The sequence below is a fragment of the Paraburkholderia sp. J11-2 genome, from assembly GCF_905220185.1.
In the GTDB taxonomy this organism is placed as follows: Bacteria; Pseudomonadota; Gammaproteobacteria; order Burkholderiales; family Burkholderiaceae; genus Paraburkholderia.
In genome coordinates this window covers 1-25,152 of the sequence record NZ_CAJMYY010000025.1, presented here as the reverse complement: position 1 = coordinate 25,152, position 25,152 = coordinate 1, and the positions used below count along the sequence as shown (strand labels likewise).

Genomic DNA, 25,152 nt, shown 5'->3' with positions numbered 1-25,152 from the left:
TCGAGTACCCGTGAATACCACTACGCGCTGCCGCCGCGATCCGGCCCTTCATGGCCGTTGTGCCGATTGTGCCCGTCGTGCCCGTCGTGTGCCGCGTGCGCGTCGTCCGCGGGGCGCGTGAGGCCGTCGATCAGCGTGCGCATGCGCTGCCAGTGCGAGCCTTCCCAGAACACCCGCTGGCATACGTCGCAGGTCACAAAGCGCGTTTGCCGGTCGTAGACGCCCGCGGGCACGCGCTCGCGCACCGCGGCGCGCTCGATGGGCCGCAGCGGCGCGTTGCACAGGAGGCAGAGCCGGAACGGCCGCGCGCTCGCCGCGAGGTCGAGCCGCTCGAAAATCTCGTGGACCTGGGCGCGCGGCTTGAGCGCACGCACGTAGCAGCCGTGCGTGATGCTGCGCCGCTTGAGCAGTTCGCGGTCGCGCGTGAGCACGATGCGATGCTCGGCGGCGGCGAGCGCCTCGATCTCGTCGTCGGGGAAGTGGTTGTCGTAGAGCGTATCGAAACCCGCTAGCCGCAGGAGTTGCGCGAGGCCGCCAAGATGGGCGTCGGCGACAAAGCGCAGTTCGCGCAGCGGCGCGTCGCGCACGCGCAGCAGCGGGCGGATGTCGAGCGCTTCGAACTTCGGGTAGACGGCAACGCGGTCGCCATCTGCGAGCGGATGATCGAATCCCACCGATTCGCCGTTCACGAGGATCAATTCGACTTCGGTATGCGGCACGCCGAGCGCTTCGATCATGTGTTTCGCCGTGGCATTGCGCGCGCAGGCGCAACTAAACGCACGCCGGCGCAGCGGCCGCGCAAGAAAGTCGTTCAGCTCCTCATAAAAGCGAAAGGTGGCGGTGACCATGCAAAGCAGTATCGCACCGCCTGCCGGAGCGCGTGCGTGCGTTCGCGCGGCGTGAGTAGCCGCCTGCAGCGCGGCCCGTGTTGTGCTGTACTGCACCTTTGCGCGGGTTTCCCCTTGTTTTTCATGGAAGGAGCAGGCGATGGACATCGGTTTTATCGGTCTTGGCGAAATGGGCGGCGCGATAGTCGGCAATCTGCTGAAGGCGGGCCACACGGTGCGCGTGTGGAATCGCACGGCTGCGAAGGCGCAGGCGCTTGCCGACGCGGGCGCGCGCATCGTCGCCACGCCGGGCGAGGCCTTCGCGGGTGACGCCGTGCTCTCGATGCTCGCCGACGACGCCGCGCTGCGCGAGGTCATCGACGCGACGCTGCTCGATCACGCACAGCCCGGCCTCGTGCACGTGAACATGGCGACCATTTCCGTCGAACTGGCCGAAGCGTTGGCGCATGCCCATGCCGGGCGCGGTTTGCACTACGTGGCGGCGCCGGTGCTCGGGCGCCCGGACGCCGCGCAGGCGGCGAAACTCACGATCATGGCGGCTGGGGCGACCGAGGCGATCGACCGCGTACAGCCGCTGTTCGACGTGATCGGTCAGAAAACGTGGCGCGTGGGCGCCGTCCCTCAGCAGGCGAACGTGATGAAGCTCGCCGCGAACTTCATGCTCGCAGCGGCCGTCGAGTCGCTCGGCGAGGCGGCGGCGCTGCTCGACGGCTACGGCGTCGCGATGCGCGACTTCCTCGACGTCGTGACAGGCGGCCCGTTTCCGGGCCCGGTGTATGCGGGCTACGGCGGCATGATCGCGCAGCGGCGCTACGAGCCCGCGCTCTTCAAGGCGCGCCTTGGCCTGAAGGACGTGCGGCTCGCACTGGCCGCCGCGGACGCCGCCGCGACGCCGATGCCGCTCGCGAGCGTGCTGCGCGACAGCCTGCTCGAAGCCGTGGCGCACGGCGACGGCGAGCGCGATTTCGCCGTGCTCGGCAAGGTGGCTGCGCGGCGCGCGGGCCGTGGTTGACGAGACTGCGTGAATATCGGGGTGCAATGAGGTCCGGCGAACGTTCGCGGGCGTTTTACGATCAAAATCTTCAGACGACCGCGCGGTGACGCACAAAGTCCTGTCGGCCGGCTGAGCACAATGTGGCGCATCTTGACGGACGGCGGCCGGGTTTGCGGCGCCGCCCGCGAAGTGGGGCGGGGAACCGATGACGACGACAGGGCGCGCACCGGATCGAACGGGAGATCCGGCTGCGAGGCCAATTTCAGGGTAGGAGAACGGCGGATGGAGACGCGCATCCTGATCGCCGACAACGACGAGAAGTCGCTGGACGGGCTCAGCACCTTGCTGACCGATCTTGGCTACGACGTATCTGCGGCTCGCACGCTCGACGAAGCGTTCGATCTTGCGGCGCGCGGTGCGCCCAATGTGGCGATCGTGGCGCTTTCGCTCGTGCAGGACGAGCCCGGAACGATCGTGCGGCAATTGCGCGCGGTTAGCGGCGAGCGCGCGCCGCTGCTGATCGCGCTCGCGGGCTGGGGCGAGTCGCGCCACCGCGACGAGGCGCTCGCAGCAGGCTTCGATGTGCACCTCGTGCGGCCTGTGGGGCTCGATCAGTTGATGTTCATCCTGTCCATGACAGGACAATGACGAATATGTTGTTGTGACGCAACATTCAGGGTGCGCACTACTTTACATGTTGCATTGCATCACGCTAGTCGATATACTGCTTCTTGTCTCCTCCATGTCTCCTCTGATATGGATTCAGCCCGCCAAACATTGGCGGGCTTTTTTTCGTCTGCAGGTTTTGCATCGACGCAAAACATGGGACGTAAAAAAACCGGCTCACTGAGCCGGTTTTTTGTTTGCGCTGGAAACCGCGCGTGCTTCAGGCATGCAGGCCGGTATTCTCGGCCGCGCCGATCGCGAGATTCATGCACTGGATCGCCGCGCCCGATGCGCCCTTGCCGAGGTTGTCGAGGCGCGCAACGGTCACGAACTGCTCGTCGTTGCCGAATACGAACAGGTCCACGCGGTTCGTGTCGTTGTTCGCCTGAACGTCGAACATGCCGGCGTCGAGGTTTTCGTCGGCGTTGAAGGGCGCCACGCGCACGAATGGCTCACCCGCATAGTACTCGGCGAAGAGCGCCTGCACGTCCTGGGGCTTTGCGCCGCGCGTGAGCTGCTTCGGCGAAAAATAGGTCGTGACCGCAAGGCCCTTGTAGAACGGCCCCACGATCGGCGTGAACACCGGCGCCGACTTCAGGCCGCCGTGCACCGACATTTCCGGCAGATGCTTGTGCGTGAGGCCGAGCGCGTAGGGGCGCGGGCTCGCGAGCTTTGCGTTGCCGCCCGCTTCGTACTCCGCAATCATTTTCTTGCCGCCGCCGCTGTAGCCGGTGAGCGAGTAGCTGTGCGCGGCGAATTCCGGCGCGACGAGGCCGGCTTCGACGAGCGGGCGCATGGCCAGGATGAACGCCGAAGCGTGGCAGCCCGGCACCGCGATGCGCTTCGATTGGCGCACCTTGTCGCGCTGGGCTTTCGTCAGCTCGGGCAGGCCGTACGCCCAGTCGGCCTGGGTGCGAAACGCCGTGCTCGCGTCGATGAGGACGGTGCGGTCGTTTTCGACGAGCGAGGCCGACTCGCGCGAGGCGACGTCGGGCAGGCACAGGAACGTCACGTCCGAAGCGTTGATGAGACGGCGGCGTTCCTCGACGTCCTTACGCTTCGCGTCGTCGATACGCAGGATCTCGACGTCGGTGCGCGGCGACAGGTATTCAAAAATCTTCAGGCCGGTCGTGCCTTCCTGTCCGTCGACAAAAACTTTCGTGCTCATCTCAGTCTCTCTGAACGCGGGGAATTGCGGGGCGCCATCACCCAGGGCGGCGCTGGAACGGTATTTTAAGACGTCATGCCGCCACACGTGTGACGGCGCCTGGAAAAAAATCGGGGCTTACCCGGGGCTCACCCGGCGTGGGCCCATAAGGCAGAGGTTCAGGCGTTCGCCGCGCGGCCGGCCAGCCAGCGCCCGGTCACAGCGGCAACACGCACGCCGAAGGCGCGCGCCGTTTCGAGGTCGCCTGCGGGCGGCGCTTCGTCCGGCGAGGCGTCGGCCGGCGACTGCGCGAGCAGCCCGGTGAAGCCGCCCACGAAGTTCACGTCGTTGCGCGTGGCGGCCTTCGTGTTGGCGGGCATCATGCCGGTACCGGTCCAGACCATGCCATGCTGCATCGCCAGCGTGACGAAATACTGGATGGTCGAAAACTTGTCGCCATTCATGGTCGCCGAATTGGTGAAGCCCGCAGCGATCTTGTCCTTCCACTTTTGCGTGAACCACGCCTTCGAACTCGCGTCTGCAAACTTCTTGAAGTCGGCGGACGGTCCGCCCATGTAGGTGGGCGCGCCGAACACGATAGCGTCGGCGGCGTCGAGCGCCGCCCAGCCCGCATCGTCGATCTCGTTCACGGCGATCATCGTTGCGTCGGCACCTGCGCCTTGCAGCCCCACCAGTACGTTTTCCGCGAGTTTCTTCGTGTGGCCGTAGCCGCTGTGATACGCAATGACGATCCGGGACATGGGCAACTCCATTCAAGGGGGGGGGACGATGCGCAGCGCTCCAACCCGCGCGTCGCTGAAACGGAACGCATCATCTTAAACAGTTCCGTGCTGCAGCATCCGTCGCATGGCGCATCGGCTGCGAGCCGCACACAGCCGCTCCCGGTCAGCGGCCGTACGTCACCGTGATTTGCGCGCTTGCGAGCGTCGAGCCGCGAATCTCGCGATCGAATAGCGCCGCGGGGCGGCCTTGCGCGAGCGGGAGCGTATCGATGTTCAGTGCGTAGACGGTGACGACATAGCGATGGGGGTTGCCCGGCGGCGGGCACGGTCCCCCATAGCCGTCGACGTTGAAGTCGTTGCGGGCTTCGATCGCGCCGAGCTTGTGCAGCGCGCCCGAAGCACTGGCGTTCTCCGGCAGGCTCGTCACGTTTGAGGGGATATTCGCGACGGCCCAGTGCCACCAGCCGCGCCCTGGTGCGTCGCGATCGAAGATCGTAATGGCGAAACTGCGCGTAGTTGCAGGAGCATTGCGCCAGGTCAAGCTTGGCGATTGGTTCGGCCCCTTGCAGCCTGCATCGTTGAAAATCTGGCGTGGTCCGATTTTTCCGCCGTCACTGAAGTCGGCGCTCGATATGATGAAACTTTCGCCTGCGTAGGCTAGGTTGGCGATCGTAACGGCGCTCGCCATGGCGAGCCACTTGAATACGCCTGAGCGGCGCGCGCAACCTGGCTCAAAGTCATAGGGAGTACGCATCAGCGAGTTCTCCTGTATGTTTGTGAAATTCGGGCCACGTAGTCCTGAAGGAAAGGTTTGATTTGTTCCCTAGTCCGAATTTGATTCAATATAGCGGTATAAACGAGCGAGCTTTCGCCTGCGCGCGTACAGAATGAGCGGGAGGATTCCGCTATAGTCATATATTCTCCTGCTTGGGCACGTGAAGCCGTCGGGCGCCAGCAACAAGAAGCGAACTATGGGATGGCCTCGCGCCGGAGAGAGAAGCAGGTTTGCCTACAGGGAGGGGTAATGCAGCAACCAATCAGGGTCGTAGTCGCCGACGATCATCCGGTGATCTTGTTTGGTGCGGAACATGCACTGCTCAATTTTCCTGGGATCCAGGTCGTTGGCCGCGCTCGCCAGTCCACGGAACTCGTCAAGGCGCTACAAACGGTTCCCTGCGACGTGCTGGTCACCGACCTTGCCATGCCGGGCGGTCAGTACGGCGACGGCTTGCCGCTCATCGGCTACCTGCGGCGCAACTTCCCGAATGTTCCCATCGTTGTCCTGACGATGCTCGAAAATGCCGCGCTGCTCAAACGCCTGGGCGAGCTAGGCGTGATCGCGGTGGTGCACAAGTCCGACGACCTAAGCCACATTGGCCTCGCGGTCCAGCATGTGAGTCGCAATCTCGAATATATGAGCCCGCAGGTAAAGGTTGCGCTCGATCAATTGCGCATCAATAGCGGCGGGAAAACCGATGAAGTGATTCTCTCAAAGCGAGAACTCGAAGTCGTACGACTCTTTGTTTCGGGTATGACGATTAAGGAAATATCCGAGAAACTGAGCCGAAGCATTAAGACCATCAGTACTCAAAAAAATACGGCGATGCGCAAGCTCGGACTCGATCGAGATTCCGAACTTTTCCAGTACGCGCAGAGCAATGGTTTGCTGAATCTCTCATCGCACGCGCCCGATGTGCCTGACGAGGGCGGTGAGGCACACGCGGCGCATTGAACCCGCAGCGCGGCCCCGGCCAGAAAAAAAGGCCATCTGCCCCATGAGGCAGATGGCCTTTTTGCTATGCGCTCGAACTTGCGCGGCGAGTGCGCTTACTGCGGTGCCGACGTTGCGCCGCCGTGCGCAGCCGACCACTCAGCCGGTGCGTGCAGGAATTTTTCGACTTCGTCGAGCGTCTTCGTTTCGAAGTAGCCCGATTGCTTGGCGACGCGCAGCACGTCCCACCACGTAGCGAGTGCGTGCAGGTCGACGTCGATGTCCTTCAGGACCGAGACGCTTTCCTTGAAGATGTTGTAGTGAAACAGCACGAAGCAGTGGTTCACCTGCGCGCCGGCCGTGCGCAGCGCGTTGATGAAGTTGATCTTGCTGCGGCTGTCGGTGGTCAGGTCTTCGACGAGCAGCACGCGCTGGCCTTCGGTGAGCAGACCTTCGATCTGCGCGTTGCGGCCGAAACCCTTCGGCTTCTTGCGCACGTACTGCATGGGCACCATCAGGCGGTCGGAGAGCCATGCCGCGAACGGAATGCCCGCGGTTTCGCCGCCGGCCACGGCGTCGATCTGCTCGTAGCCGACGTCGCGCAGGATCGTGGCTTCGGCCATTTCCATCAGGCCGCGGCGCACGCGCGGGTACGAGATCAGCTTGCGGCAGTCGATATAGACCGGGCTCGCCCAGCCGGAGGTGAAGATGAAGGGCTTTTCGGCGTTGAAGTGCACGGCCTTCACTTCGAGCAGCATTTTCGCGGTTGCGTCCGAGATCGTCTGGCGATCGTAGCCTGTCATGGGCGAATCCTTGGATATGAGTGCGGGAGGAGGGTGGGCGCGTGGCCCGGTGGCGCTGGCACGGCAGGCTCGAAGCGTGGCTTCGGCGCCTGCGGTGCGCGGCCCGGAGGCGTGGATCGTCTGACAACATCGGTCAGGACGACTCGCCCGGTCCGGACGGCTTCTCTTGCGCGCGTAGGCCGGTATTTTACCCGACTTGACGATCGCCGACGAGTTGCGATGGCAACTGCCGACAGTGATGTGGGGCGCGAACACCAGCGGCGCCGCGATGTTCGCGCCTTGCAGCGCGGTTGTGACGGCCCGGCCACGCCTTTACACTCACGCCGGTTTGCGTTCCCCGTCAGCGCACGTTTCTCAGGATTGCCCACATGACCGCCGTTTCTCCGCCCGGAGCCTCTGCCAACCCGGCCGCCACCCCGCGCGGCCACGCCTTGCGTGCGCTCGTCGCTTCGGTGCTCGGCTACGCCATGGACGGCTTCGATCTGCTGATGCTCGGCTTCATGCTGCCCGCGATCAGCGCCGATCTGCATCTTTCGGGCGCGCAGGCGGGCGCGCTCGTCACGTGGACGCTCGTCGGCGCGGTGGTGGGCGGCATCGTCTTCGGGCTTTTGAGCGACCGCTACGGGCGCGTGCGCGTGCTCACGTGGACCATCCTGCTGTTCGCCGTCTTCACCGGCATGTGCGCGCTGGCGCGCGGCTACGGCGACCTGCTCGTCTACCGGACGATCGCGGGCATCGGGCTGGGCGGCGAATTCGGCATTGGCATGGCGCTCGTTGCCGAGGCGTGGCCCGCACACTTGCGCGCGCGGGCGTCGTCGTATGTCGGGCTCGGCTGGCAAGTGGGCGTGCTGGCCGCGGCGCTGCTCACGCCGCTGCTGCTCCCGCTGATCGGCTGGCGCGGCATGTTCGCCATCGGGCTGCTTCCGGCGGTCGTGTCGTTCGTGGTGCGCCGACGCGTGGAGGAGCCCGAGCTTTTCGTCGCGCATGCGCAGCGCGTGGCTGTCGCGGCGAAGGCCGAGCGCCCGCGCGCGCTGCGCATGCTCGTGGCCGATGCGCGCACTGCGCGCGCGAGCCTGGGCGTCGCCGTGCTGTGCTCGGTGCAGAACTTCGGCTACTACGGTCTGATGATCTGGCTGCCCGCCTACCTTTCGAAGTCCTTCGGCTATTCGCTCACGAAGTCGGGGCTCTGGACCGCGGCGACGGTTGCCGGCATGGCGCTCGGCATCTGGCTTTTCGGCATCGCAGCCGACCGGTTCGGCCGCCGGCCCGCCTTCCTGTTCTATCAAGCCGGCGCCGTGATCATGGTGTTCGTCTACGCGCAGCTTTCCACGCCGTTTGCGCTGCTGATCGGCGGCGCGGCGATGGGCGTGTTCGTCAACGGCATGATCGGCGGCTATGGCGCGCTCATTTCCGAGCTGTACCCGACCGCCGCGCGCGCCACCGCGCAGAACGTGCTGTTCAACATCGGCCGCGCCGTGGGCGGCTTCGGGCCGCTCGCCGTGGGCGCGCTGGCCGCGCGCTATTCCTTCACGGCGGCGCTCGGCATGCTCGCCGCCATCTACGGGCTCGATATCCTCGCGACCCTCTTCCTGATCCCCGAACGGCGCGGCGCGGCGCTCGACTAAGCACGGCGCATCGATCAGACGAAAGCGCTGCGCGCGGCCGCAGTATCGGCCCTGCGAATTCCCGGTATCAGTCTTTGACCCACGTGGACGCGAACGACGCCAGGTGTACACTAATCGGCCCTGCTGGAACGCTCGTGCCGCGCGAACCGGCGGGCCTACGACCATAAAAGATTCTCTCTCTCACGTCTCTCATGTCCAGGCAGGCCTGAAAATGGATGAACAACTGAAGCAAAGCGCGCTCGCGTATCACCAGAATCCGAAGCCCGGCAAGATCTCGGTCACGCCGACCAAACCGCTCTCCAATCAGCTCGATCTTTCGCTTGCGTACTCGCCGGGCGTCGCGGCGGCTTGCGAGGCGATCCACGCCGACCCGCTCGATGCGCAGAAGTACACCTCGCGCGCCAACCTCGTCGGCGTCGTGACGAACGGCACGGCCGTGCTCGGCCTTGGCAACATCGGCCCGCTCGCGGCCAAGCCGGTCATGGAAGGCAAGGGCTGCCTCTTCAAGAAGTTCGCAGGCATCGACGTCTTCGACATCGAACTCGACGAACTGGACCCGGACAAGCTGGTCGACGCCATCGCGATGCTCGAGCCCACGCTCGGCGGCATCAACCTCGAAGACATCAAGGCGCCCGAGTGCTTCTACATCGAGCAGAAGCTGCGCGAGCGCATGAAGATTCCCGTCTTCCACGACGACCAGCACGGCACGGCCATCATTGCATCCGCTGCGATCCTCAATGGCCTGAAGGTCGTGGGCAAGGAACTCGGCAGCGTGAAGCTCGTGTGCTCGGGTGCGGGCGCGGCGGCCATCGCGTGCCTGGACCTGCTCGTGAAGCTGGGTCTGAAGAAAGAGAACATCCTCGTCACCGACTCGAAGGGCGTGATCTACGAAGGTCGCGGCAACCTCGATCCGTCGAAGGCGCGCTATGCGGCCAACACCGAAGCGCGCACGCTCGGCGACGCGATCAAGGCGGCAGACGTGTTCCTCGGCTGCTCGAGCGCCGGCGTGCTCAAGCCCGAGATGGTCAAGGAAATGGGCGACAAGCCGCTGATCCTCGCACTCGCGAACCCGGAGCCGGAAATCCGCCCGGAAGAAGCGAAGAAGGTGCGCCCGGACGCGATCATCGCCACGGGCCGTTCGGACTATCCGAACCAGGTCAACAACGTGCTGTGCTTCCCGTTCATCTTCCGTGGCGCGCTGGACGTGGGCGCGACCACCATCACGGAAGAGATGAAGCTCGCATGCGTGCGCGCGATCGCGGAACTCGCTGAAGAAACCGATCAGGGCGACGAAGTCGCGAAGGCCTACGAAGGCCACACGCTCGAATTCGGCCCGGAATACCTGATTCCGAAGCCGTTCGACCCGCGCCTCATCATCAAGATCGCGCCGGCCGTGGCGCAGGCCGCGATGGATTCGGGCGTGGCCACGCGCCCGATCCAGGACATGGATGCCTACCGCGAGCAGCTTGGTGCGACGGTCTACCGCTCGGGCATGGTGATGCGCCCGGTGTTCGCGGCGGCGAAGGCCAATTGCGCGCGCATTGTGTTTGCCGAAGGCGAAGACGAGCGCGTGCTGCGCGCCGCGCAGTTCGTGCTCAACGAGAAGATCGCCAGGCCGATCATCGTGGGCCGTCCGTCGGTCGTGGAAATGCGCCTGAAGAAGATGGGCTCGAAGCTGCGCCCGGGCACCGACTTCGAGATCGTCGATCCGGAAGACGATCCGCGCTTCCAGAAAAGCTGGCAGGCGTACCACGAACTCGGCGCGCGCCAGGGCATCACGCCTGACGTGGCGAAGGCTTCGGTGCGCAAGTTCAACACGCTGATCGGCGCGATTCTCGTGCATCTGGGCGACGCCGACGGCATGATCTGCGGCCTGCTCAACAGCTTCGACTATCACCTCAAGTTCGTCGATCAGGTGTTCGGCAAGGCCAAGGAAGCGCAGAACTACGCGGCGATGAACCTGCTGATGCTGCCGGGCCGCAACATCTTCATCAGCGACACCTACGTGAACGAAGTGCCGAGCGCCGAGCAACTCGCCGACATGACGATCCTCGCCTCGCGCGAAATCGAGAAGTTCGGCATTACGCCGAAGGTGGCGCTGCTTTCGTCGTCGAACTTCGGCAGCGTGCGTTCGTCGACGTCCCAGCGCATGCAGGCCGCGCGCGAGCTGATCGCCGCACGCGATCCACAGCTCGAAGTGGACGGCGAAATGCACGGCGACGCGGCGCTCTCCGAGCTGATCCGCAAGCAGTCGTTCCCGGGCACCACGCTCACGGGCGAAGCGAACCTGCTGATCATGCCGAACGTGGAAGCGGCCAACATCGCGTACAACCTGCTGAAGGTGATTGGCGGCGAAGGCGTGACGGTGGGCCCGTTCCTGCTGGGCGCTTCGAAGCCGGTGCACATCCTCACGCCGGCGGCGACCGTGCGACGCATCATCAACATGACGGCGGTAGCTTCGGCTAACGCGAACGTAGCGAAGGCGGCGGCGAAGTAAGCGCGCTTTCGGCAATCGCCTGATGTGAAAAGGGCGCTCCGCGGGGTGAGTTGACCCCACGGAGCGCCCTTTGTTTTACGGCTTCAAGAAAGCATCAAGCCGCGTGCCGAGCCGCGCCGTTTTCCGGTGAACGCCACTTCGCAAGCAGCGTGGCCCACTTCGCGCGCGTAGCCTTGAGGTTGTTTTCCTTCACGTGGCCATAACCGCGAATTGCGTCGGGCAGATTCGCGAGCTCCACTGCGAGCGGCAGATTCGCCCCGCTCAATCCGCCGATCACTTCGCGCATCAGCGCCTCGTACTCGCCGATCAGCGCGCGTTCGTGACGTCGTTCCTCGGTGCGGCCGAACGGATCGAGCGCCGTGCCACGCAGGAACTTGAGCTTCGCGAGCACGCGCATGGCGCTCAGCATGCGCGGACCGTACTGCTTCTTCAGCAGATGGCCCTTGTCGTCGTGCTTCGCGAACGAGGGCGGTGCGAGATGGAAGTTCACCTTCCAGTCGCCTTCGAAGCTCGCCTTGATCTTCTCGATGAACGCCGGGTCCGCATAGAGGCGCGCCACTTCGTACTCGTCCTTGTACGCCATCAGCTTGTGCAGGTTCTTCGCCACGGCTTCGCTCAGCGTGAACTGGCCGTCAGGGCGGTCGAGCTTGCCTTCGGCCGCGCGAACTTCCGCGACCAGCGCGCGATAGCGTGCGGCATACGCCTCGTTCTGATACGCGGCGAGATACTGCGCGCGCTTGTCGATGAGCGCGTCGAGCGCTTTCGGCGTATGCAGCGAGACAATCTTCGCGCCGGCAGCATCGGTGTTCTGCTCGGGCAGCGGCTTTTTCACGAGCTGATCCACCGCCGCGCGATCGTGCGCCACGCGCCGGCCCCATTCGAACGCCGCGAGATTCTTCTCGACCTGCACCGCGTTCAACTCGATCGCGCGCACGAGCGACTCGTGCGTGAGCGGCAGCCAGCCCTTTTGCCACGCGTAGCCGAGCACGAACGGGTTCGTGTAGATCGCGTCGCCGAGCAGCGCGAGCGCGTAGCGGTTCGCATCGACGGTCGCGACGTTGTCCGTGCCCGCTGCGGCGCGCACATCGGCTTCGGTGTTGGAGCCCGGGAACTGCCACTGCGGATTCTTGATGAATTCGGCGGTCGGCGTGGGCGCGCTGTTGAGCACGACGTGCGTCATACCTTCCTGCATGCGCGAAACGCAGTCGTCGCCCGCCGTCACGATGGCGTCGCAGCCGATCACGAGGTTCGCTTCGCCCATGGCGATACGCGTGGCGTGGATGTCGCCGGGCTGGTTGGCGATCTGCACATGGCTCATCACCGCGCCGCCCTTTTGCGCGAGGCCGGTCACGTCGAGCACGGTCACGCCCTTGGCTTCGAGGTGCGCGGCCATGCCGAGCAGCGCGCCGATCGTCACCACGCCAGTGCCGCCCACACCCGTCACGAGCACGCCGTAGGGGCGGCCGATCGCGGGCACGTCGGGCGTTGGCACACCCGGCATCGCGTCGTTCGCCACGCTGCTCGTCTTCGGCTTGCGCAACTGGCCGCCTTCCACCGTCACGAAGCTCGGGCAAAAGCCCTTCAGACACGAGAAGTCCTTGTTGCAGGTGGACTGGTTGATCTGACGCTTCGTGCCGTATTCGGTGTCGAGCGGCTCGACACTCAGGCAGTTCGACTGCACCGAGCAGTCGCCGCAGCCTTCGCACACGGCCTCGTTGATGACCACGCGCTTTGCCGGGTCCGGATACGTGCCGCGCTTGCGGCGGCGGCGCTTTTCGGTGGCGCAGGTCTGGTCGTAGATCAGGATCGTCGTGCCGGGAATCTCGCGCAACTCGCGCTGGATCGCATCGAGCTGATCGCGATGGTGAATCGTTACGCCCGGCGCGAGCTTCGTAGCGGGTTCACCTTCGTACTTCTCGGGTTCGTCGGTGACGATCGCGATCTTCGCCGCGCCCTCGGCGGCGACCTGATGCGTGATCTGCGGCACGGTGAGCGTGCCGTCCACGGGCTGTCCGCCCGTCATCGCCACCGCGTCGTTGTAGAGAATCTTGTAGGTGATATTCGCCTTCGACGCGATCGCCGCGCGGATGGCGAGCAGGCCCGAATGGAAGTAGGTGCCGTCGCCGAGGTTGGCGAACACGTGCTTGTCGTTCGTGAACGGCGCCTGGCCGACCCACGCCACGCCTTCGCCACCCATCTGGCTGAAGGTGCTCGTATTGCGGTCCATCCACACGGTCATGTAGTGGCAGCCGATCCCGGCCATCGCGCGCGAGCCCTCGGGCACGTTCGTCGATGTGTTGTGCGGGCAGCCGGAACAGAACCACGGCTTGCGCTCGGCTTGCACACGCGGTTTCGCGAGCGCCTTTTCCTTCGCTTCGATCACCGTCATGCGCGCGGCGATACGCGCACGCACGTCGGAGGGCAACTCGAACTTTTCGAGCCGCGTGGAGATCGCTTTCGCGATGATCGCCGGCGACAGCTCGTAGTGCGCGGGCAGGAGCCAGTTGCCCATCGGCACTGACCATTCGCCGCCGGCACCGTCCTTCTCGTCGAACTTGCCGTACACGCGCGGGCGCTGCGCATCGGGCCAGTTGTACAACTCTTCCTTGATCGCGTATTCGAGAATCTGACGCTTTTCTTCGACCACGAGAATTTCTTCGAGGCCGCGCGCGAAGGCGTGCGCGCCCTGCGCTTCGAGCGGCCACACACAGCCCACCTTGTAGAGCCGGATGCCGATGCGCGAGCAGGTTTCGTCGTCGAGACCGAGGTCGGTGAGCGCCTGGCGCACGTCGAGATACGCCTTGCCGCCGGTGATGATGCCAAAGCGCGCATGCGGCGAATCGATCTCGATGCGGTCGAGCTTGTTGGCGCGCACGTAGGCGAGCCCTGCGTACCACTTGTAGTCGAGCAGACGCGCTTCCTGCACGAGCGGCGGATCGGGCCAGCGGATGTTCAGGCCGCCTTCGGGCATCGCGAAGTCTTCGGGCAGGATGATGTTCGTGCGGTGCGGGTCGATCTCGACCGAAGCCGACGATTCGACCACGTCGGTCACGCATTTCATCGCGACCCAGAGGCCCGAATAGCGGCTCATCGCCCAGCCGTGCAGGCCGAAATCGAGATATTCCTGCACGTTCGACGGGAACAGCACCGGCAGGCCGCAGGCCTTGAAGAGGTGCTCCGACTGGTGCGCAAGCGTGGACGACTTGGCCGCGTGGTCGTCGCCGGCGAGCACGAGCACGCCGCCGTGAGGCGAGGAGCCTGCCGAGTTGCCGTGCTTGAACACGTCGCCGCTGCGGTCGACGCCGGGGCCCTTGCCGTACCACATCGAAAACACGCCATCGTATTTCGCGGACGGGTAGAGGTTCACCTGCTGCGAGCCCCAAACGGCGGTCGCGGCGAGGTCTTCGTTCACACCTGGCTGAAATACGATTTGATGCGCGGCGAGATGCTGCTTCGCCTTCCAGAGGGACTGATCGAGACCGCCGAGCGGCGAGCCACGATAGCCCGAGATGAACCCCGCGGTATTGAGACCGGCGGCCTTGTCGCGCTCCTGCTGCAGCATCGGCAGGCGGACCAGCGCCTGGATGCCGCTCATGTACGCGCGGCCGCGTTCGAGGGTGTATTTATCGTCGAGCGTGACGGAAGCGAGTGCGGCTTCGAGCGAAGCGCGCTGACCTGCGTCTAGCGGGGCATTCATTATGTGTCTTCCTCCATCCAACCAATCCGTTGTGGGATCGCCAGAACTTCAGGGCCTCGGCATCTTGTGAATGCGTTGGCCGGGGTCGCCATATTGGCTTCTTTCTTTCGATAGTAGCACTCGGATAAACCCGCCGCTTCGAGGCCAGGAGCGCTGCGCCGCACTGCGCTGCATGTTTCGGACCCGTCGCGCCGTAGCGCCCAAGCGGCCCGAAACCTGTGTGTAATAAAGGATGTATCGAATTCCTCTGAGGAGTAACAACGTGTAAAACTTGCACTGCCTGGGAACCGGTCTTGAATATCCTGTCTAACTCCCTCACCTGTGCGAACCGCGCAGCTTCCCTGGCTGTTAACAGTTTTTGAAAAGGGGCACTACTGCGACAGGCAGTCTAAAAAAGGAGTCCAGCATGAATAATCGACATATCCAGACCTTCCTGACGGTCTCGGCCGCGTTCTTTGCCATGAGCGCGCCACTGCATTCCAACGCCAGCACGAGGAGCGGCGAGAGTGCGACGACCCGATGCGCCCAGTACACACTGAGCATCAAGGCTGATACGAACGCCATGCCGGCCGCGAAGGCCGAACGCAAATCCTGATGCCGCGCTGATCCGCGCAGCATTTCATTCATCTGAATGCGTCGCCGGGGTGTGCGGCGGCGGATTCGAAAGTCAAAAAGGGCGAAGATCGCGTGATCTTCGCCCTTTTTGTTTAGCTCGAGCCCGATGCGTCAGGCTTTGTCCTGCACCACGCCGCGGCGGATCTGGTCGAGTTCGATCGACTCGAACAGCGCCTTGAAGTTGCCCTCGCCGAAGCCCTGATTGCCCTTGCGCTGGATGATCTCGAAGAAGATCGGACCGATCTGGTTTTCCGTGAAGATCTGCAGCAGCAGATCTTCGGGCATGCCGTCGATCAGGATCTTGCGCTTCTTCAGTTCCTCCAGCGGCTCGGTGTGGCCGGGAACGCGGCGGTTCACGAGTTCGTAGTACGTGTCGATCGTGTCGAGCAGTGCGATCTCTTTGGCGCGCAGGCCATCCACGGTGCGGTAGATGTCGTTCGTGCCGAGCGCGATGTGCTGGATGCCTTCGCCGTGATAGGCGTCGAGGTATTCCTGGATCTGGCCGGCCGTCTCGCCGCCTTCCTCGTTGATCGGAATGCGGATCTTGCCGCAGGGCGAGGTCATCGCCTTCGACTTCACGCCCGTGACCTTGCCTTCGATGTCGAAGTAACGGATTTCACGGAAGTTGAAGAGCCGTTCGTAGAACTCGGCCCATTCGGCCATACGGCCGCGGTGGACGTTGTGCGTGAGGTGATCGATATAGGTGAGGCCGTGGCCGACGGGGTTCTGATCGGCGCCCGCAATCGGCTCGAAGTCGACGTCATAGATGCTGATATCGCCAATGCTGCCCGGCGCCGCGCCGTTCTTGCCGCGCCAGCGGTCGACGAAATAGATCAGCGAGTCGCCAATGCCCTTGATCGCCGGAATGTTCAGCTCCATCGGGCCCGTCTTGTTGTCGAAGCCCCACGCGCCGAGTTCGAGCGCGTGCTTGTAGGCTTTGGCGGCGTCCTGCACGCGAAATGCGATCGCGCAGATCGATGGACCGTGCAGGCGCGCAAAGCGCTGGGCGAACGAATCGGGTTCGCCGTTGACGATGAAGTTGATGTCGCCCTGGCGGTAGAGCGTTACGTCCTTATGGCGATGGCGCGCGATGGCGGTGAAGCCCATGCGTTCGAACAGTTTGCCGAGCGCCTTGGGGTCCGGCGCGGTGTATTCGATGAACTCGAAGCCGTCGGTGCCGACGGGGTTCTCCCAGTTGGGGACCTGCATGGTTGTCTCCTGGCGGATGTCGATCAGATTTCGTGGAACACAGTGTAGTCCGCCGTATTGGGCGAAAACTTGCGAGTTAAGTCGTGTCGCCAACGATTTGCGCTATAAACTGCCTTGGATAGATGATCGGAAGGCAGAAAATGGCAAGCATTGAATTAGACGCGATCGACAGACGCATTCTGGCGATCCTTCAGGAGAATGGCCGCCTCTCGAATCAGGAGATCGCCGAGCGCGTGAACCTCTCGCCGAGCCCATGCTTGCGGCGCATCCGGCGGCTGGAAGAAAGCGGCGTGATTCGCAGCTACGTGGCGCTGCTCGATGCGCAGAAGCTGGGGCTCGATCTGCTTGCCTACGTGAACGTGCGGCTGGAAAAGCGCGGGCCGACGGCGGCAGGGCGCGAGGGCGTGACGCACGCCGAGCTTTTTCGTGCGGCGGTGCAGACGTGGCCCGAGGTGGTGGCCTGCCACGCCATGACGGGCGACATGGATTTCCTGCTGCGCGTGCAGGTGGAGGATATGGCGCACTTCTCGCGCTTCGTGCAGGACCAGTTGCTGCACCATCCTTCGGTGATCGACGTGAAGTCCAGCTTTTCGCTCGATACGTTCAAGGAAACGACGGCTTTGCCGATCCGCTGACTGCCCGGCGTCATGCAGCAGACGCAAAAAAAGCGGCCGAAGCCGCTTTTCTCAGTGCATCAGTCTGTCCCGAAGGGCAGGAGTCATGCCGCGACAGCGTGCGGCAGGATCGTTTCCATCAGCTTGCTGGCCTGGCGAGCCTGACGCTTGAGGGCGTAGTCGAACACGGCGGCTTGTTCCTGGAGCATTTCGGCAATGATGCTGCTCTGGTCGGCCGGCTCGAGCGAGAGATACGCGTCGGCTTCGCCATAGGCGTACTCGATCTTCATGCCCGACTTCTTCGCGATGTGCATCATCGTCGAGTTGCGCGACAGGCAGTGCATGTAAAGCGTGGTGACGTGCGTGTTGCGGCTGCGGATGGCGGCGCGCTCGAACAGCTTCGAGCCGATGCCCTGGCCGCGCGCGCTTTCCAGCACCGACACGCCGAACTCAGCCGTGCGGCCGTTGCCGTCCGCCGGCAAGTAGGCCAGATGGCCGACGCCCACGAGCTGCAATTGGTGGTTGAACACGCCGAACACGGTGTCGCGCGTAAAGTCCATCGAGCGCACGTACTTTTCGATCACATGGTCCGGAGCGGCCTGGCCGAAGCGCAGCAGGCGGTCATCGCTATCGAGCGTGAGAAAGTGCGCGAGCAGGCGTTCGCGGTCTGCCGAGGTGAGCACTCGCACCATGACGGGCGCATGACCGGACGTCAGCGGACGAGCGGACGAAATGATCGGCACGTTGGCTTGGGTCGAAAGCGGGTTCATGGTGGGTTCTCCTTAAAATGCATGCCGCATGGTGCAGCGCAATGCGCATTCTAGCGGAAACCCTGGGTGCGCTCTAGGGAAAACCCGAAGTGTAAATTTGAGTGTTGCGCCTAATTAATAATGATATAGGCGCAAGCGATTGATTATAAACGGATAATTTTTCTGATCGATTGACGCGTCAACTGTTGTCATGGTGCATCATGTCGCATCGCAACAATCTGGCCCGAAAATTTTGGCTCCGCTGGCACCGATCAGGTACCGCTCAAGCACCCTTCAGCCCGTGATCGACCATGGCGATCACCTGCTCGGCGAAGTCCCGATAGCCCATGCGGCCACCCGGCTTGAGCCACGTGAACGTCCAGTTGATCATGCCGAACACCATCATCGTCAGCGCGGTCTGGTTTTCGCTCGTGACTTGGCCGGGGTACGCGCGCGCGAGTTGGCGCGTAAAGGCGGCGACCACATCGCGCTGGCGGTTCAGGATGATTTCGCGCTGGGCGTCCACGAGGTATTTGACGTCGTTCAGGAGCGCCACGTGGCGGCTGTGCGAGGTTTCGTATTCCGCGAGGAACGCGCGAATCAGCTCGGCGAAGCTTTCGCGCTCGTCGTGACCGCGCCGCTGGCTCGCGCCTTCCACCTCCGCGATGATCAGCATGAGCCGCTTGGTGTAGCGATCGAGCAGATCGAAGAGGATCGCTTCCTTGCTCTCGTAATAGTGATAGAGCCTGGCCTTCGAGGTGCCGCTGGCCGCGGCGAGGTCCGACATCGAGGTGCTCGGGTAGCTCGTCTGCGCGAATTTGGCGGCAGCGAGTTCGAGGATCTGGTCGCGTTGGGTTTCGTGGTCGGGCGCTCGGGTGCGTGCCATGGGAATTCAGCGGGGGAGGGAAAGATGCGCGGCGGTTTGCGGAAGCGGCGGACGCGCGGCGCGTGCAGCCGCGGCAAGCGGCGCGCAGGCGGCGCACATATCGTCGCGCAGACGCAGTTCTTCTGCCGCGCACAGCTCGCGCAGGCGCCACAGCACGACCGGCTCGCCAACCGTGAAGCCCGCCCCGCCGCGCGTGAGTTCGGCGCCGAGCACGTCGCTGGCGAGCCACGATGCGCCCGCCGGACGGTCCTCATGGGCGTCGAGCACGTCGAGGATCATGGCGTCGAGGTCGCTCCACGTGCCGCTAGTAAAGGTGTTGTCGCGCCAGCGGCGCGTCTCGCCGTTGGCGAACTTGGCTTCCTGCCACTCCAGCGCGAGGCGGGTGATGCGCAGCACCGAGATCGGCGCGGCATCGGGCAAGCGCGCCTCGATGCGGGCAGCGGCGTTCTGGCCCGAAATTTCGTCGACGGTGAGGCGCACTTCGTTCAGGCGCTGCGGGACATCGCGCAGGCGGTAGCAGACCCGGCGAAGTGCGAGCTGGTGGGCGGCGTCGTGCGTGTGCCAGATCACCACGTGGGAGTCGTCGGCTTCGAGAGCGGTCAGCGCCGCACAGTCGTCGTGCGCCAGGGCTGGCGGGACATCGCCAAGACGCTCCCAGAAGGCGGCGCGTAGCGCCACGCCGGGGCCGCCCGCCACGTCGATGTCGCGCAACGGACCGACTGTCAGGTCGTCGCGCAGGGCGATCACGCGGTCCGCATGGCCTGCCGCTTCGAGAGCCTGACGCAGCGCCGCCGCGGCCGGATCGCCGTAAATGAGGTGAATCGTGGTCATCGACAACTCGTTGCGTTCACGACGAACGCCCAGTAAGCCCGAAAGCGCGCAAATAACAAAAGGAGCCGCCCGCGGGTGTTGCAGCGCTGCGCTGCAACACCCGCGGGCGGCCCCTAGTGTAAGCGGATCGCCTGAAGGCCGAAAGCGTGCTGTTGCTCTAACGCCTTAACGTTCGTCGAAACTCACGACCACACGCTCGCTCACCGGATGGCACTGGCAGGTGAGCACGAAGCCGTCCTTCACCTCCTGCTCCTCGAGCGTGTAGTTCTTGTCCATCTTCACCTCGCCTTCGAGCACCTTGGCGCGGCAGGTGCAGCAAACGCCGCCCTTGCACGCGTAGGGCAGCGCCAGACCCGCCTTCAGGCCGACGTCGAGCAGGCTCACGCCCTCGTACGGCAGACGCATCTTGCGCTTCTTGCCGTCGATGACGATTTCGAGGTCGGCTGCCGGCGTGTTTTCGGTGATCTCGACGTTCGGCACGCCCGCCTGCGGCAGCGGCGAGCCGAAGCGCTCCACATGTACCTTTTGCTGCGGCACGCCCGCGTCCTTGAACGCTGCCTCGGCGGCGTCCATCATCGGGCCGGGCCCGCAGATGAACGCTTCGTCGATCTCGTCAGCCGGCAGAAGGGTTTCGAGGAACGCTGCGCACTTGGCTTGATCGAGCACGCCGTTGAACAACTCGACGTCCTGCAGGTCGTCCGAGAGCACGTGATAGAGGCGGAAGCGGCTCATGAAGCGGTTCTTCAGGTCCTCCAGCTCTTCGGCGAACATGATCGCGTCGACGCTGCGGTTGCCGTACACGAGCGTGAACGCGCTGCGCGGCTCGGTTTCGAGCGTCGTCTTGATGATCGCGAGCACGGGCGTGATGCCCGAACCGCCCGAAAACGCCACGTAATGCTTGCCGTGCTCGGCGTTCAGGTGCGTGAAGAAGCGGCCATCGGGCGTCATCACGTCGATCTCGTGGCCCGGCGCGAGCTGATCGAACGCGAAGTTCGAGAAACGCCCGCCACGCACGCGCTTGATGCCGATGCGCAGCTCGCCGTCGCGGTCATAGTCGGTCACGCCGACGCAGATCGAGTACGAGCGGCGCGTCTCTTCGCCGTCGATGTGGGTCTTGAGCGTGACGAACTGACCCTGAGTGAAGCGATACGCGTCGCGCAGCTCGGGCGGGACTTCGAAAGCGACGGAGACCGCGTCCGCGGTTTCGGGCCGCACTTCGCGGATGCGCAGCGAATGGAATTGCGGAGTGGCCATATCAGTATGGTTTGAAGTAGTCGAAGGGTTCGCGGCAGTCGATGCAGCGGTAGAGCGCCTTGCACGCGGTCGAGCCGAACTGCGCGAGGCGTTCGGTGTGCTTCGAGCCGCAGTGCGGGCAGGCAGGCGCGGGCAGTTTTCTCGGCACGAAGGTGATCGGCTGTTCGGCCGATCGTGGCTCCGAGCCGCAGTTGCCCGTAGGTGGCGCGATGCCATAGGCGCGCAGCTTCTCGCGCGCTTCGTCGGTGATCCAGTCGGTGGTCCACGCGGGCGTCAGGGTCGTCGCGATGCGGTACGGCGCGAGTGCGGCGGCGTCGAGCGCGTGCGCGACGTCCTCCGCGATCTGCGACATCGCCGGGCAGCCGGAGTAGGTGGGCGTGATGACCACTTCGATCTGGCCGTCGTCGGCGCGGCGCACGTCGCGCAGGATGCCCAGTTCGCGGATCGACACGACCGGAATCTCCGGATCGGGCACCGATTCCAGCACTTCCCAGGCGCGTTCGAGCGCGTGATCTGCCGTTGCTTGCATCGTGACTTCCTCGTTTCCTGCGTGGGGTGCTTACCAGCGCGCGTCCGGGTGCTGGCGCGCGAGGCTCTGCATCTCGGCCAGCACGAAACCCATGTGCTCCGAGTGCTCACCGTGCTTGCCGGTCGTGATGTGCTTCACGGGCGCGGGCATGGCGAGCGTGGCTTCCTCGAGTGCGGCTTCCACGTCTGCGCGCCATGCGGCTTCGAGCTGGGCGGCGAGCGGCGCGATGCCGGCTTCGGCCACCGCCGTTTCCACGGCGTCGGTGCTGAAGAACTCACGCGTGTAGGGCATGAGCCAGTCGAGCGCGGCCTGGGCGCGGCGGTGCGATTCGTCGGTGCCGTCGCCGAAACGAATCAGCCACTCGTGCGCATGGTGCACGTGGTAGCGCGTTTCCTTGATCGAGCGCTCGGCGATCGCGGCCAGCTGCGGGTCGGCGGAGCGCAGCAGCGCGGTCCACAGATGCGCCATCAGCGAGGCGTAGAGGAAGTTACGCACGATCGTGACGGCGTAGTCGTTGGCCGAATGCGTCGTGCCGGCGAGCGGGCCGAAGTGCGGCAGCTCCGCGAGCGTGTAGTTCGCGAACTCGCGCTCCGCGCGGAAGTAGGCGTAGTCGTCTTCCGTACGGTCGCGGCCGGTGAGCGCCTTTTCGAGCGTGGCGGCGTGCGTGTAGAGCAGGCGCGCTTGACCGATCAGGTCGAGGCTCATGTTGGCGAGCGCGATATCTTCTTCGAGGATCGGGCCGTGGCCGCACCATTCCGTATTGCGCTGACCGAGGATCAGCGCCGTATCGGCGAGGCGCAGCACGTACGCGAGTTGTTCAGGCGTGGGCGTCGTCATGTTGCGCTCTTACATGTGGTTGACTTCGTCGGGCAGCGTGTAGAACGTCGGGTGGCGATAGATCTTGTCGCCGGCCGGCTCGAAGAGCTCAGCCTTCTCGTTCGGATCCGATGCCGTAATCGCCGACGACGGCACTACCCAGATGCTCACGCCTTCCTGACGGCGCGTGTAGACGTCGCGCGCCATGCGCAGCGCCATCGAGGCGTCGGAGGCGTGCAGGCTGCCACAGTGCTTGTGGTCGAGGCCCTGCTTGCTACGCACGAACACTTCCCAGATCGGCCATTCCTTGTTCATCGTGGATCTCCTTCTTTCCTGTATGAGTTACGCGGCGTGCTTTTCGGCGCGCTGACGCTGCTTTTCGGCATGCGCGAGGGCGGCTTCGCGCACCCAGGCGCCTTCGTTGTGCGCCTTCACGCGCGTGCCGAGGCGCTCGCGGTTGCACGGGCCGTCGCCGTTCACGACGCGCCAGAATTCTTCCCAGTCGATCGTGCCGTAGTCGTAGTGGCCGCGCGCTTCGTTCCATTTCAGGTCGGGGTCGGGGAGCGTGACGCCCAGCACCTTGGCCTGCTCGACCGTCGCGTCGACGAACTTCTGGCGCAGGTCGTCGTTCGAGATGCGCTTGATCCCCCATTTGGCCGACTGGTTGCTGTGGACCGAATCGGCGTCGCTCGGGCCGAACATCATCAGCACCGGCCACCACCAGCGGTTCACGGCCTGCTGCACGAGTTCGCGCTGTGCTTCGGTGCCGCTCATCATGGCGAGCAGGGCGTCGAAGCCCTGGCGCTGGTGGAACGACTCTTCCTTGCAGATTCGGATCATGGCGCGCGCGTACGGGCCGTACGTGCAGCGGCACAGCGGGATCTGGTTCATGATCGCGGCGCCGTCCACGAGCCAGCCGATCACGCCAACGTCCGCCCAGGTGGGCGTCGGGTAATTGAAGATGCTCGAATACTTGGCCTTGCCGGCGTGCAGCGCGTCGACCAACTGGTCGCGCGAAACGCCGAGCGTTTCCGCCGCGCTATAGAGATAGAGGCCGTGGCCCGCTTCGTCCTGCACCTTGGCGAGCAGGATCGCCTTGCGCTTGAGGCTGGGCGCGCGCGAAATCCAGTTGCCTTCCGGCAGCATGCCGACGACTTCCGAATGCGCATGCTGCGAGATCTGGCGCACGAGCGTCTTGCGGTAGGCTTCGGGCATCCAGTCCTGCGGCTCGACCTTGCCGTCGGCGGCCATGATCGCGTCGAACTGCGCCTGCTCCGGCGAGGCTGCGTCCGCATCGAGCGGAGCAACGTTACCGGGGATGTCGAGGGATTGCGTGTACATGGAGACGCTCTCGTCGAAGTTGGGTATGTCGCGCAGTATAAACCAACCGACCGGTCGGTAAATGAATTTTTTGAGATGGCTCAAAAAGATTGTGCTCACCGTTGAGTTTTAGCGGGGCGGCAGCGGGACTGCCTGGGTTTTGTGCGGGTGGGCGGCATGTGCGTGTGCCTAATGCGCTGGACTGTCAGGCGGATGGAAGGCTGTGCACCGGGCCATGGGGCACAATGCCCCTTTGCCTGCGCACTCGCTTACGGATGAAGATTTCTTTTGCTCCCCTCGCGGCTGCGGCCGCCGTGTTCATTTCACTTGGCGCCGCGTCGCCCGCATTCGCCGATCAAGCTTCGGGCTCCTGGGTCACGAGTTGGGCGACGGCGCTGCAGTCGATCCCGGAGCGCGATGCGCTCCCGGCGCTGTACCGTGCGCCCGAAGTGGCCGGGCGGACCGTCCGGCAGATCGTGTATCCGACACTCGGTGGCACGGTTGCCCGGGTGCACGTCAGCAACCTCTATGGGCGCACGCCGCTCGTGATCGAGGCGATGGCGATTGCTCCGTCTGCGGGCGGTGCGGCGGCGAGCGAAGCGGGTATGGCGCGTGTCACCTTCGGCGGGCGGCCGGCGGTGACGGTGCCTCCCGGCGCCGCGCTCGATAGCGATCCGGTGCAGATCGATTTAAAGGCGCACGCGCCTTATGCCATTAGTTCCTATATGGGACCTGAGCAGAAGATGGTCGCGTGGCACCGCGTGGCGAGCCAGGTGAACTACGTCTCGCGTCCGGGCAATCATGTCGCCGAGCCGTCGATCGGCGCGTTCACCGAGCGCTTTACGCAGTACGCGTGGGTGACGGGGCTCGCGGTCGAGGCGCCGGGGGCGGCGACCGTCGCGGCGATCGGCGATTCCATTACCGATGGCATGCGTTCCTCCCTGAATCAGAACCGTCGCTGGCCGGACGCATTGGCACGCCGCATTTCCGAGTCGCACCGCACGGATCTCGCCGTGATCGATCTCGGGATCAGCGGTAACCGGCTCCTGAGCGATTCACCTTGCTACGGCGAGGCGCTCGAGCGGCGCTTCGGGCGTGATGCGCTTGGCCATCCGGGAGTGAAAACGGTGGTGCTGCTCATCGGCATCAACGACATCAACTTCCAGGCGATGCCGGCCCGATCGGGCCTCGACTGCGACTTTCCTCATACGCATGTGGACGCGAACGACCTGATCGCGGGTTATCGCCGCGTGATCGCGCAGGCGCATGGGCGCGGCGTGCGGATCTTTGGCGCGACGCTCACGCCGGCTTCGCTGCCGCCCGAGCGCGAGGCGATCCGTACAGCGGTGAACCAATGGATCCGGACGAGCGGCGCATTCGATGGCGTAGTCGATTTCGATGCGGCACTGCGCGACCCGGCGGATCCGGCGCGACTGCGTTACGGATATGACAGCGGCGACCACATCCACCCAAGCGACGCGGGCTACGCGGCGATGGCGAATGCGGTGCCGCTGGAGGCCCTTGCCCGGAAGTAAGGAATATTTGCGCCACCCCCTTGCGCGGCGCCGGCGGGGGCGCTAAGATTCGCCCCCTTCGCA

The 25,152-nt window shown here is 64.5% G+C and carries 23 protein-coding genes; 8 read left to right on the top strand and 15 right to left on the bottom strand.

Annotated elements, in window-relative coordinates:
* Window positions 1-20: 20 nt before the first annotated feature.
* Window positions 21-848: a Mut7-C RNAse domain-containing protein gene (locus U5A57_RS29820; RefSeq protein ID WP_321915280.1), complete on the bottom strand. Its 828-nt coding sequence runs from the start codon at window positions 846-848 to the stop codon at window positions 21-23.
* Window positions 849-987: 139 nt separating this feature from the next.
* On the opposite strand from U5A57_RS29820, the gene U5A57_RS29815 reads away from it, so the two are divergent.
* Both U5A57_RS29815 and U5A57_RS29810 read left to right on the top strand, forming a co-directional pair.
* On the top strand, window positions 988-1,860 hold the full coding sequence (locus U5A57_RS29815; RefSeq protein WP_321915279.1) for an NAD(P)-dependent oxidoreductase: 873 nt from the start codon (window positions 988-990) through the stop codon (window positions 1,858-1,860).
* 264 nt (window positions 1,861-2,124) lie between these two features.
* The gene (locus U5A57_RS29810; RefSeq protein ID WP_321915278.1) at window positions 2,125-2,490 is read left to right on the top strand and encodes a response regulator; all 366 of its coding nucleotides are present in this window, start codon (window positions 2,125-2,127) and stop codon (window positions 2,488-2,490) included.
* A gap of 238 nt (window positions 2,491-2,728) precedes the next feature.
* Here the strand turns inward: U5A57_RS29810 and argC are convergent, their stop codons facing one another.
* The 3 genes from argC to U5A57_RS29795 form a co-directional block, all read right to left on the bottom strand.
* A complete protein-coding gene (gene argC / locus U5A57_RS29805) occupies window positions 2,729-3,676 on the bottom strand; it encodes an N-acetyl-gamma-glutamyl-phosphate reductase (protein WP_321915277.1) in 948 nt (315 codons plus the stop codon).
* Between the two features lie 158 nt (window positions 3,677-3,834).
* Entirely contained in the window at window positions 3,835-4,416 is a 582-nt protein-coding gene (locus U5A57_RS29800) for a flavodoxin family protein (protein WP_321915276.1), read from the bottom strand.
* A gap of 145 nt (window positions 4,417-4,561) precedes the next feature.
* Window positions 4,562-5,086, bottom strand: a complete 525-nt coding sequence (locus U5A57_RS29795) for a YbhB/YbcL family Raf kinase inhibitor-like protein (protein ID WP_321915378.1) — start codon at window positions 5,084-5,086, stop codon at window positions 4,562-4,564.
* Between the two features lie 336 nt (window positions 5,087-5,422).
* Between U5A57_RS29795 and U5A57_RS29790 the strand changes: the two genes are divergently transcribed.
* Window positions 5,423-6,130, top strand: coding sequence for a response regulator transcription factor (locus tag U5A57_RS29790; protein WP_321915275.1), 708 nt, complete (start codon window positions 5,423-5,425; stop codon window positions 6,128-6,130).
* Between the two features lie 95 nt (window positions 6,131-6,225).
* On the opposite strand, the gene U5A57_RS29785 is transcribed toward U5A57_RS29790, so the two are convergent.
* On the bottom strand, window positions 6,226-6,912 hold the full coding sequence (locus tag U5A57_RS29785) for an orotate phosphoribosyltransferase (protein ID WP_254318767.1): 687 nt from the start codon (window positions 6,910-6,912) through the stop codon (window positions 6,226-6,228).
* Window positions 6,913-7,280: 368 nt separating this feature from the next.
* Here U5A57_RS29785 and U5A57_RS29780 point away from each other — a divergent pair, with 368 nt between their 5' ends.
* Both U5A57_RS29780 and U5A57_RS29775 read left to right on the top strand, forming a co-directional pair.
* Complete coding sequence (locus U5A57_RS29780; protein WP_321915273.1) at window positions 7,281-8,537, top strand: MFS transporter; 1,257 nt, start codon at window positions 7,281-7,283, stop codon at window positions 8,535-8,537.
* Window positions 8,538-8,748: 211 nt separating this feature from the next.
* On the top strand, window positions 8,749-11,034 hold the full coding sequence (locus tag U5A57_RS29775; RefSeq protein ID WP_321915270.1) for an NADP-dependent malic enzyme: 2,286 nt from the start codon (window positions 8,749-8,751) through the stop codon (window positions 11,032-11,034).
* Between the two features lie 94 nt (window positions 11,035-11,128).
* On the opposite strand, the gene U5A57_RS29770 is transcribed toward U5A57_RS29775, so the two are convergent.
* The gene (locus tag U5A57_RS29770) at window positions 11,129-14,731 is read right to left on the bottom strand and encodes an indolepyruvate ferredoxin oxidoreductase family protein (RefSeq protein ID WP_321915269.1); all 3,603 of its coding nucleotides are present in this window, start codon (window positions 14,729-14,731) and stop codon (window positions 11,129-11,131) included.
* A gap of 406 nt (window positions 14,732-15,137) precedes the next feature.
* Between U5A57_RS29770 and U5A57_RS29765 the strand changes: the two genes are divergently transcribed.
* Complete coding sequence (locus U5A57_RS29765; protein WP_321915268.1) at window positions 15,138-15,326, top strand: hypothetical protein; 189 nt, start codon at window positions 15,138-15,140, stop codon at window positions 15,324-15,326.
* Between the two features lie 131 nt (window positions 15,327-15,457).
* Here U5A57_RS29765 and hppD read toward each other — a convergent pair whose 3' ends face one another.
* The gene (hppD, locus tag U5A57_RS29760) at window positions 15,458-16,555 is read right to left on the bottom strand and encodes a 4-hydroxyphenylpyruvate dioxygenase (protein WP_321915266.1); all 1,098 of its coding nucleotides are present in this window, start codon (window positions 16,553-16,555) and stop codon (window positions 15,458-15,460) included.
* Window positions 16,556-16,695: 140 nt separating this feature from the next.
* Between hppD and U5A57_RS29755 the strand changes: the two genes are divergently transcribed.
* Window positions 16,696-17,190 carry an Lrp/AsnC family transcriptional regulator gene (locus U5A57_RS29755; RefSeq protein ID WP_028203439.1) on the top strand — a complete coding sequence of 165 codons (495 nt, stop codon included), beginning with the start codon at window positions 16,696-16,698 and terminating at the stop codon, window positions 17,188-17,190.
* An 83-nt stretch (window positions 17,191-17,273) separates the two neighbouring features.
* On the opposite strand, the gene U5A57_RS29750 is transcribed toward U5A57_RS29755, so the two are convergent.
* The 8 genes from U5A57_RS29750 to paaA all read right to left on the bottom strand — a co-directional run bounded on the left by U5A57_RS29750 (window position 17,274) and on the right by paaA (window position 23,575).
* Window positions 17,274-17,939, bottom strand: a complete 666-nt coding sequence (locus U5A57_RS29750; protein ID WP_321915265.1) for a GNAT family N-acetyltransferase — start codon at window positions 17,937-17,939, stop codon at window positions 17,274-17,276.
* 262 nt (window positions 17,940-18,201) lie between these two features.
* Window positions 18,202-18,804 (bottom strand): TetR/AcrR family transcriptional regulator, encoded by a 603-nt coding sequence (locus tag U5A57_RS29745; RefSeq protein ID WP_042269159.1) that lies wholly within the window; start codon window positions 18,802-18,804, stop codon window positions 18,202-18,204.
* A gap of 6 nt (window positions 18,805-18,810) precedes the next feature.
* Entirely contained in the window at window positions 18,811-19,635 is an 825-nt protein-coding gene (locus U5A57_RS29740; protein WP_321915263.1) for a DUF1835 domain-containing protein, read from the bottom strand.
* A 165-nt stretch (window positions 19,636-19,800) separates the two neighbouring features.
* Window positions 19,801-20,889 carry a 1,2-phenylacetyl-CoA epoxidase subunit PaaE gene (gene paaE, locus U5A57_RS29735; RefSeq protein ID WP_321915262.1) on the bottom strand — a complete coding sequence of 363 codons (1,089 nt, stop codon included), beginning with the start codon at window positions 20,887-20,889 and terminating at the stop codon, window positions 19,801-19,803.
* A gap of 1 nt (window position 20,890) precedes the next feature.
* A complete protein-coding gene (paaD, locus tag U5A57_RS29730) occupies window positions 20,891-21,418 on the bottom strand; it encodes a 1,2-phenylacetyl-CoA epoxidase subunit PaaD (protein ID WP_321915261.1) in 528 nt (175 codons plus the stop codon).
* Window positions 21,419-21,448: 30 nt separating this feature from the next.
* Window positions 21,449-22,255, bottom strand: a complete 807-nt coding sequence (gene paaC, locus U5A57_RS29725; protein ID WP_321915260.1) for a 1,2-phenylacetyl-CoA epoxidase subunit PaaC — start codon at window positions 22,253-22,255, stop codon at window positions 21,449-21,451.
* A 9-nt stretch (window positions 22,256-22,264) separates the two neighbouring features.
* On the bottom strand, window positions 22,265-22,549 hold the full coding sequence (gene paaB / locus U5A57_RS29720) for a 1,2-phenylacetyl-CoA epoxidase subunit PaaB (RefSeq protein ID WP_028203445.1): 285 nt from the start codon (window positions 22,547-22,549) through the stop codon (window positions 22,265-22,267).
* A 27-nt stretch (window positions 22,550-22,576) separates the two neighbouring features.
* Window positions 22,577-23,575: a 1,2-phenylacetyl-CoA epoxidase subunit PaaA gene (paaA, locus tag U5A57_RS29715; RefSeq protein WP_321915259.1), complete on the bottom strand. Its 999-nt coding sequence runs from the start codon at window positions 23,573-23,575 to the stop codon at window positions 22,577-22,579.
* Between the two features lie 254 nt (window positions 23,576-23,829).
* Here paaA and U5A57_RS29710 point away from each other — a divergent pair, with 254 nt between their 5' ends.
* Entirely contained in the window at window positions 23,830-25,089 is a 1,260-nt protein-coding gene (locus U5A57_RS29710) for an SGNH/GDSL hydrolase family protein (protein ID WP_321915257.1), read from the top strand.
* The last annotated feature ends 63 nt before the right edge of the window (window positions 25,090-25,152 follow it).

Excerpts from the sequence above, each read along its gene's own strand:
- U5A57_RS29820 (WP_321915280.1), bottom strand. The coding sequence starts at position 848 with ATGGTCACCGCCACCTTTCGCTTTTATGAGGAGCTGAACGACTTTCTT.
- U5A57_RS29815 (WP_321915279.1), top strand. The coding sequence starts at position 988 with ATGGACATCGGTTTTATCGGTCTTGGCGAAATGGGCGGCGCGATAGTC.
- U5A57_RS29810 (WP_321915278.1), top strand. The coding sequence starts at position 2,125 with ATGGAGACGCGCATCCTGATCGCCGACAACGACGAGAAGTCGCTGGAC.
- argC (WP_321915277.1), bottom strand. The coding sequence starts at position 3,676 with ATGAGCACGAAAGTTTTTGTCGACGGACAGGAAGGCACGACCGGCCTG.
- U5A57_RS29800 (WP_321915276.1), bottom strand. The coding sequence starts at position 4,416 with ATGTCCCGGATCGTCATTGCGTATCACAGCGGCTACGGCCACACGAAG.
- U5A57_RS29795 (WP_321915378.1), bottom strand. The coding sequence starts at position 5,086 with ATGGCGAGCGCCGTTACGATCGCCAACCTAGCCTACGCAGGCGAAAGT.
- U5A57_RS29790 (WP_321915275.1), top strand. The coding sequence starts at position 5,423 with ATGCAGCAACCAATCAGGGTCGTAGTCGCCGACGATCATCCGGTGATC.
- U5A57_RS29785 (WP_254318767.1), bottom strand. The coding sequence starts at position 6,912 with ATGACAGGCTACGATCGCCAGACGATCTCGGACGCAACCGCGAAAATG.
- U5A57_RS29780 (WP_321915273.1), top strand. The coding sequence starts at position 7,281 with ATGACCGCCGTTTCTCCGCCCGGAGCCTCTGCCAACCCGGCCGCCACC.
- U5A57_RS29775 (WP_321915270.1), top strand. The coding sequence starts at position 8,749 with ATGGATGAACAACTGAAGCAAAGCGCGCTCGCGTATCACCAGAATCCG.
- U5A57_RS29770 (WP_321915269.1), bottom strand. The coding sequence starts at position 14,731 with ATGAATGCCCCGCTAGACGCAGGTCAGCGCGCTTCGCTCGAAGCCGCA.
- U5A57_RS29765 (WP_321915268.1), top strand. The coding sequence starts at position 15,138 with ATGAATAATCGACATATCCAGACCTTCCTGACGGTCTCGGCCGCGTTC.
- hppD (WP_321915266.1), bottom strand. The coding sequence starts at position 16,555 with ATGCAGGTCCCCAACTGGGAGAACCCCGTCGGCACCGACGGCTTCGAG.
- U5A57_RS29755 (WP_028203439.1), top strand. The coding sequence starts at position 16,696 with ATGGCAAGCATTGAATTAGACGCGATCGACAGACGCATTCTGGCGATC.
- U5A57_RS29750 (WP_321915265.1), bottom strand. The coding sequence starts at position 17,939 with ATGAACCCGCTTTCGACCCAAGCCAACGTGCCGATCATTTCGTCCGCT.
- U5A57_RS29745 (WP_042269159.1), bottom strand. The coding sequence starts at position 18,804 with ATGGCACGCACCCGAGCGCCCGACCACGAAACCCAACGCGACCAGATC.
- U5A57_RS29740 (WP_321915263.1), bottom strand. The coding sequence starts at position 19,635 with ATGACCACGATTCACCTCATTTACGGCGATCCGGCCGCGGCGGCGCTG.
- paaE (WP_321915262.1), bottom strand. The coding sequence starts at position 20,889 with ATGGCCACTCCGCAATTCCATTCGCTGCGCATCCGCGAAGTGCGGCCC.
- paaD (WP_321915261.1), bottom strand. The coding sequence starts at position 21,418 with ATGCAAGCAACGGCAGATCACGCGCTCGAACGCGCCTGGGAAGTGCTG.
- paaC (WP_321915260.1), bottom strand. The coding sequence starts at position 22,255 with ATGACGACGCCCACGCCTGAACAACTCGCGTACGTGCTGCGCCTCGCC.
- paaB (WP_028203445.1), bottom strand. The coding sequence starts at position 22,549 with ATGAACAAGGAATGGCCGATCTGGGAAGTGTTCGTGCGTAGCAAGCAG.
- paaA (WP_321915259.1), bottom strand. The coding sequence starts at position 23,575 with ATGTACACGCAATCCCTCGACATCCCCGGTAACGTTGCTCCGCTCGAT.
- U5A57_RS29710 (WP_321915257.1), top strand. The coding sequence starts at position 23,830 with ATGAAGATTTCTTTTGCTCCCCTCGCGGCTGCGGCCGCCGTGTTCATT.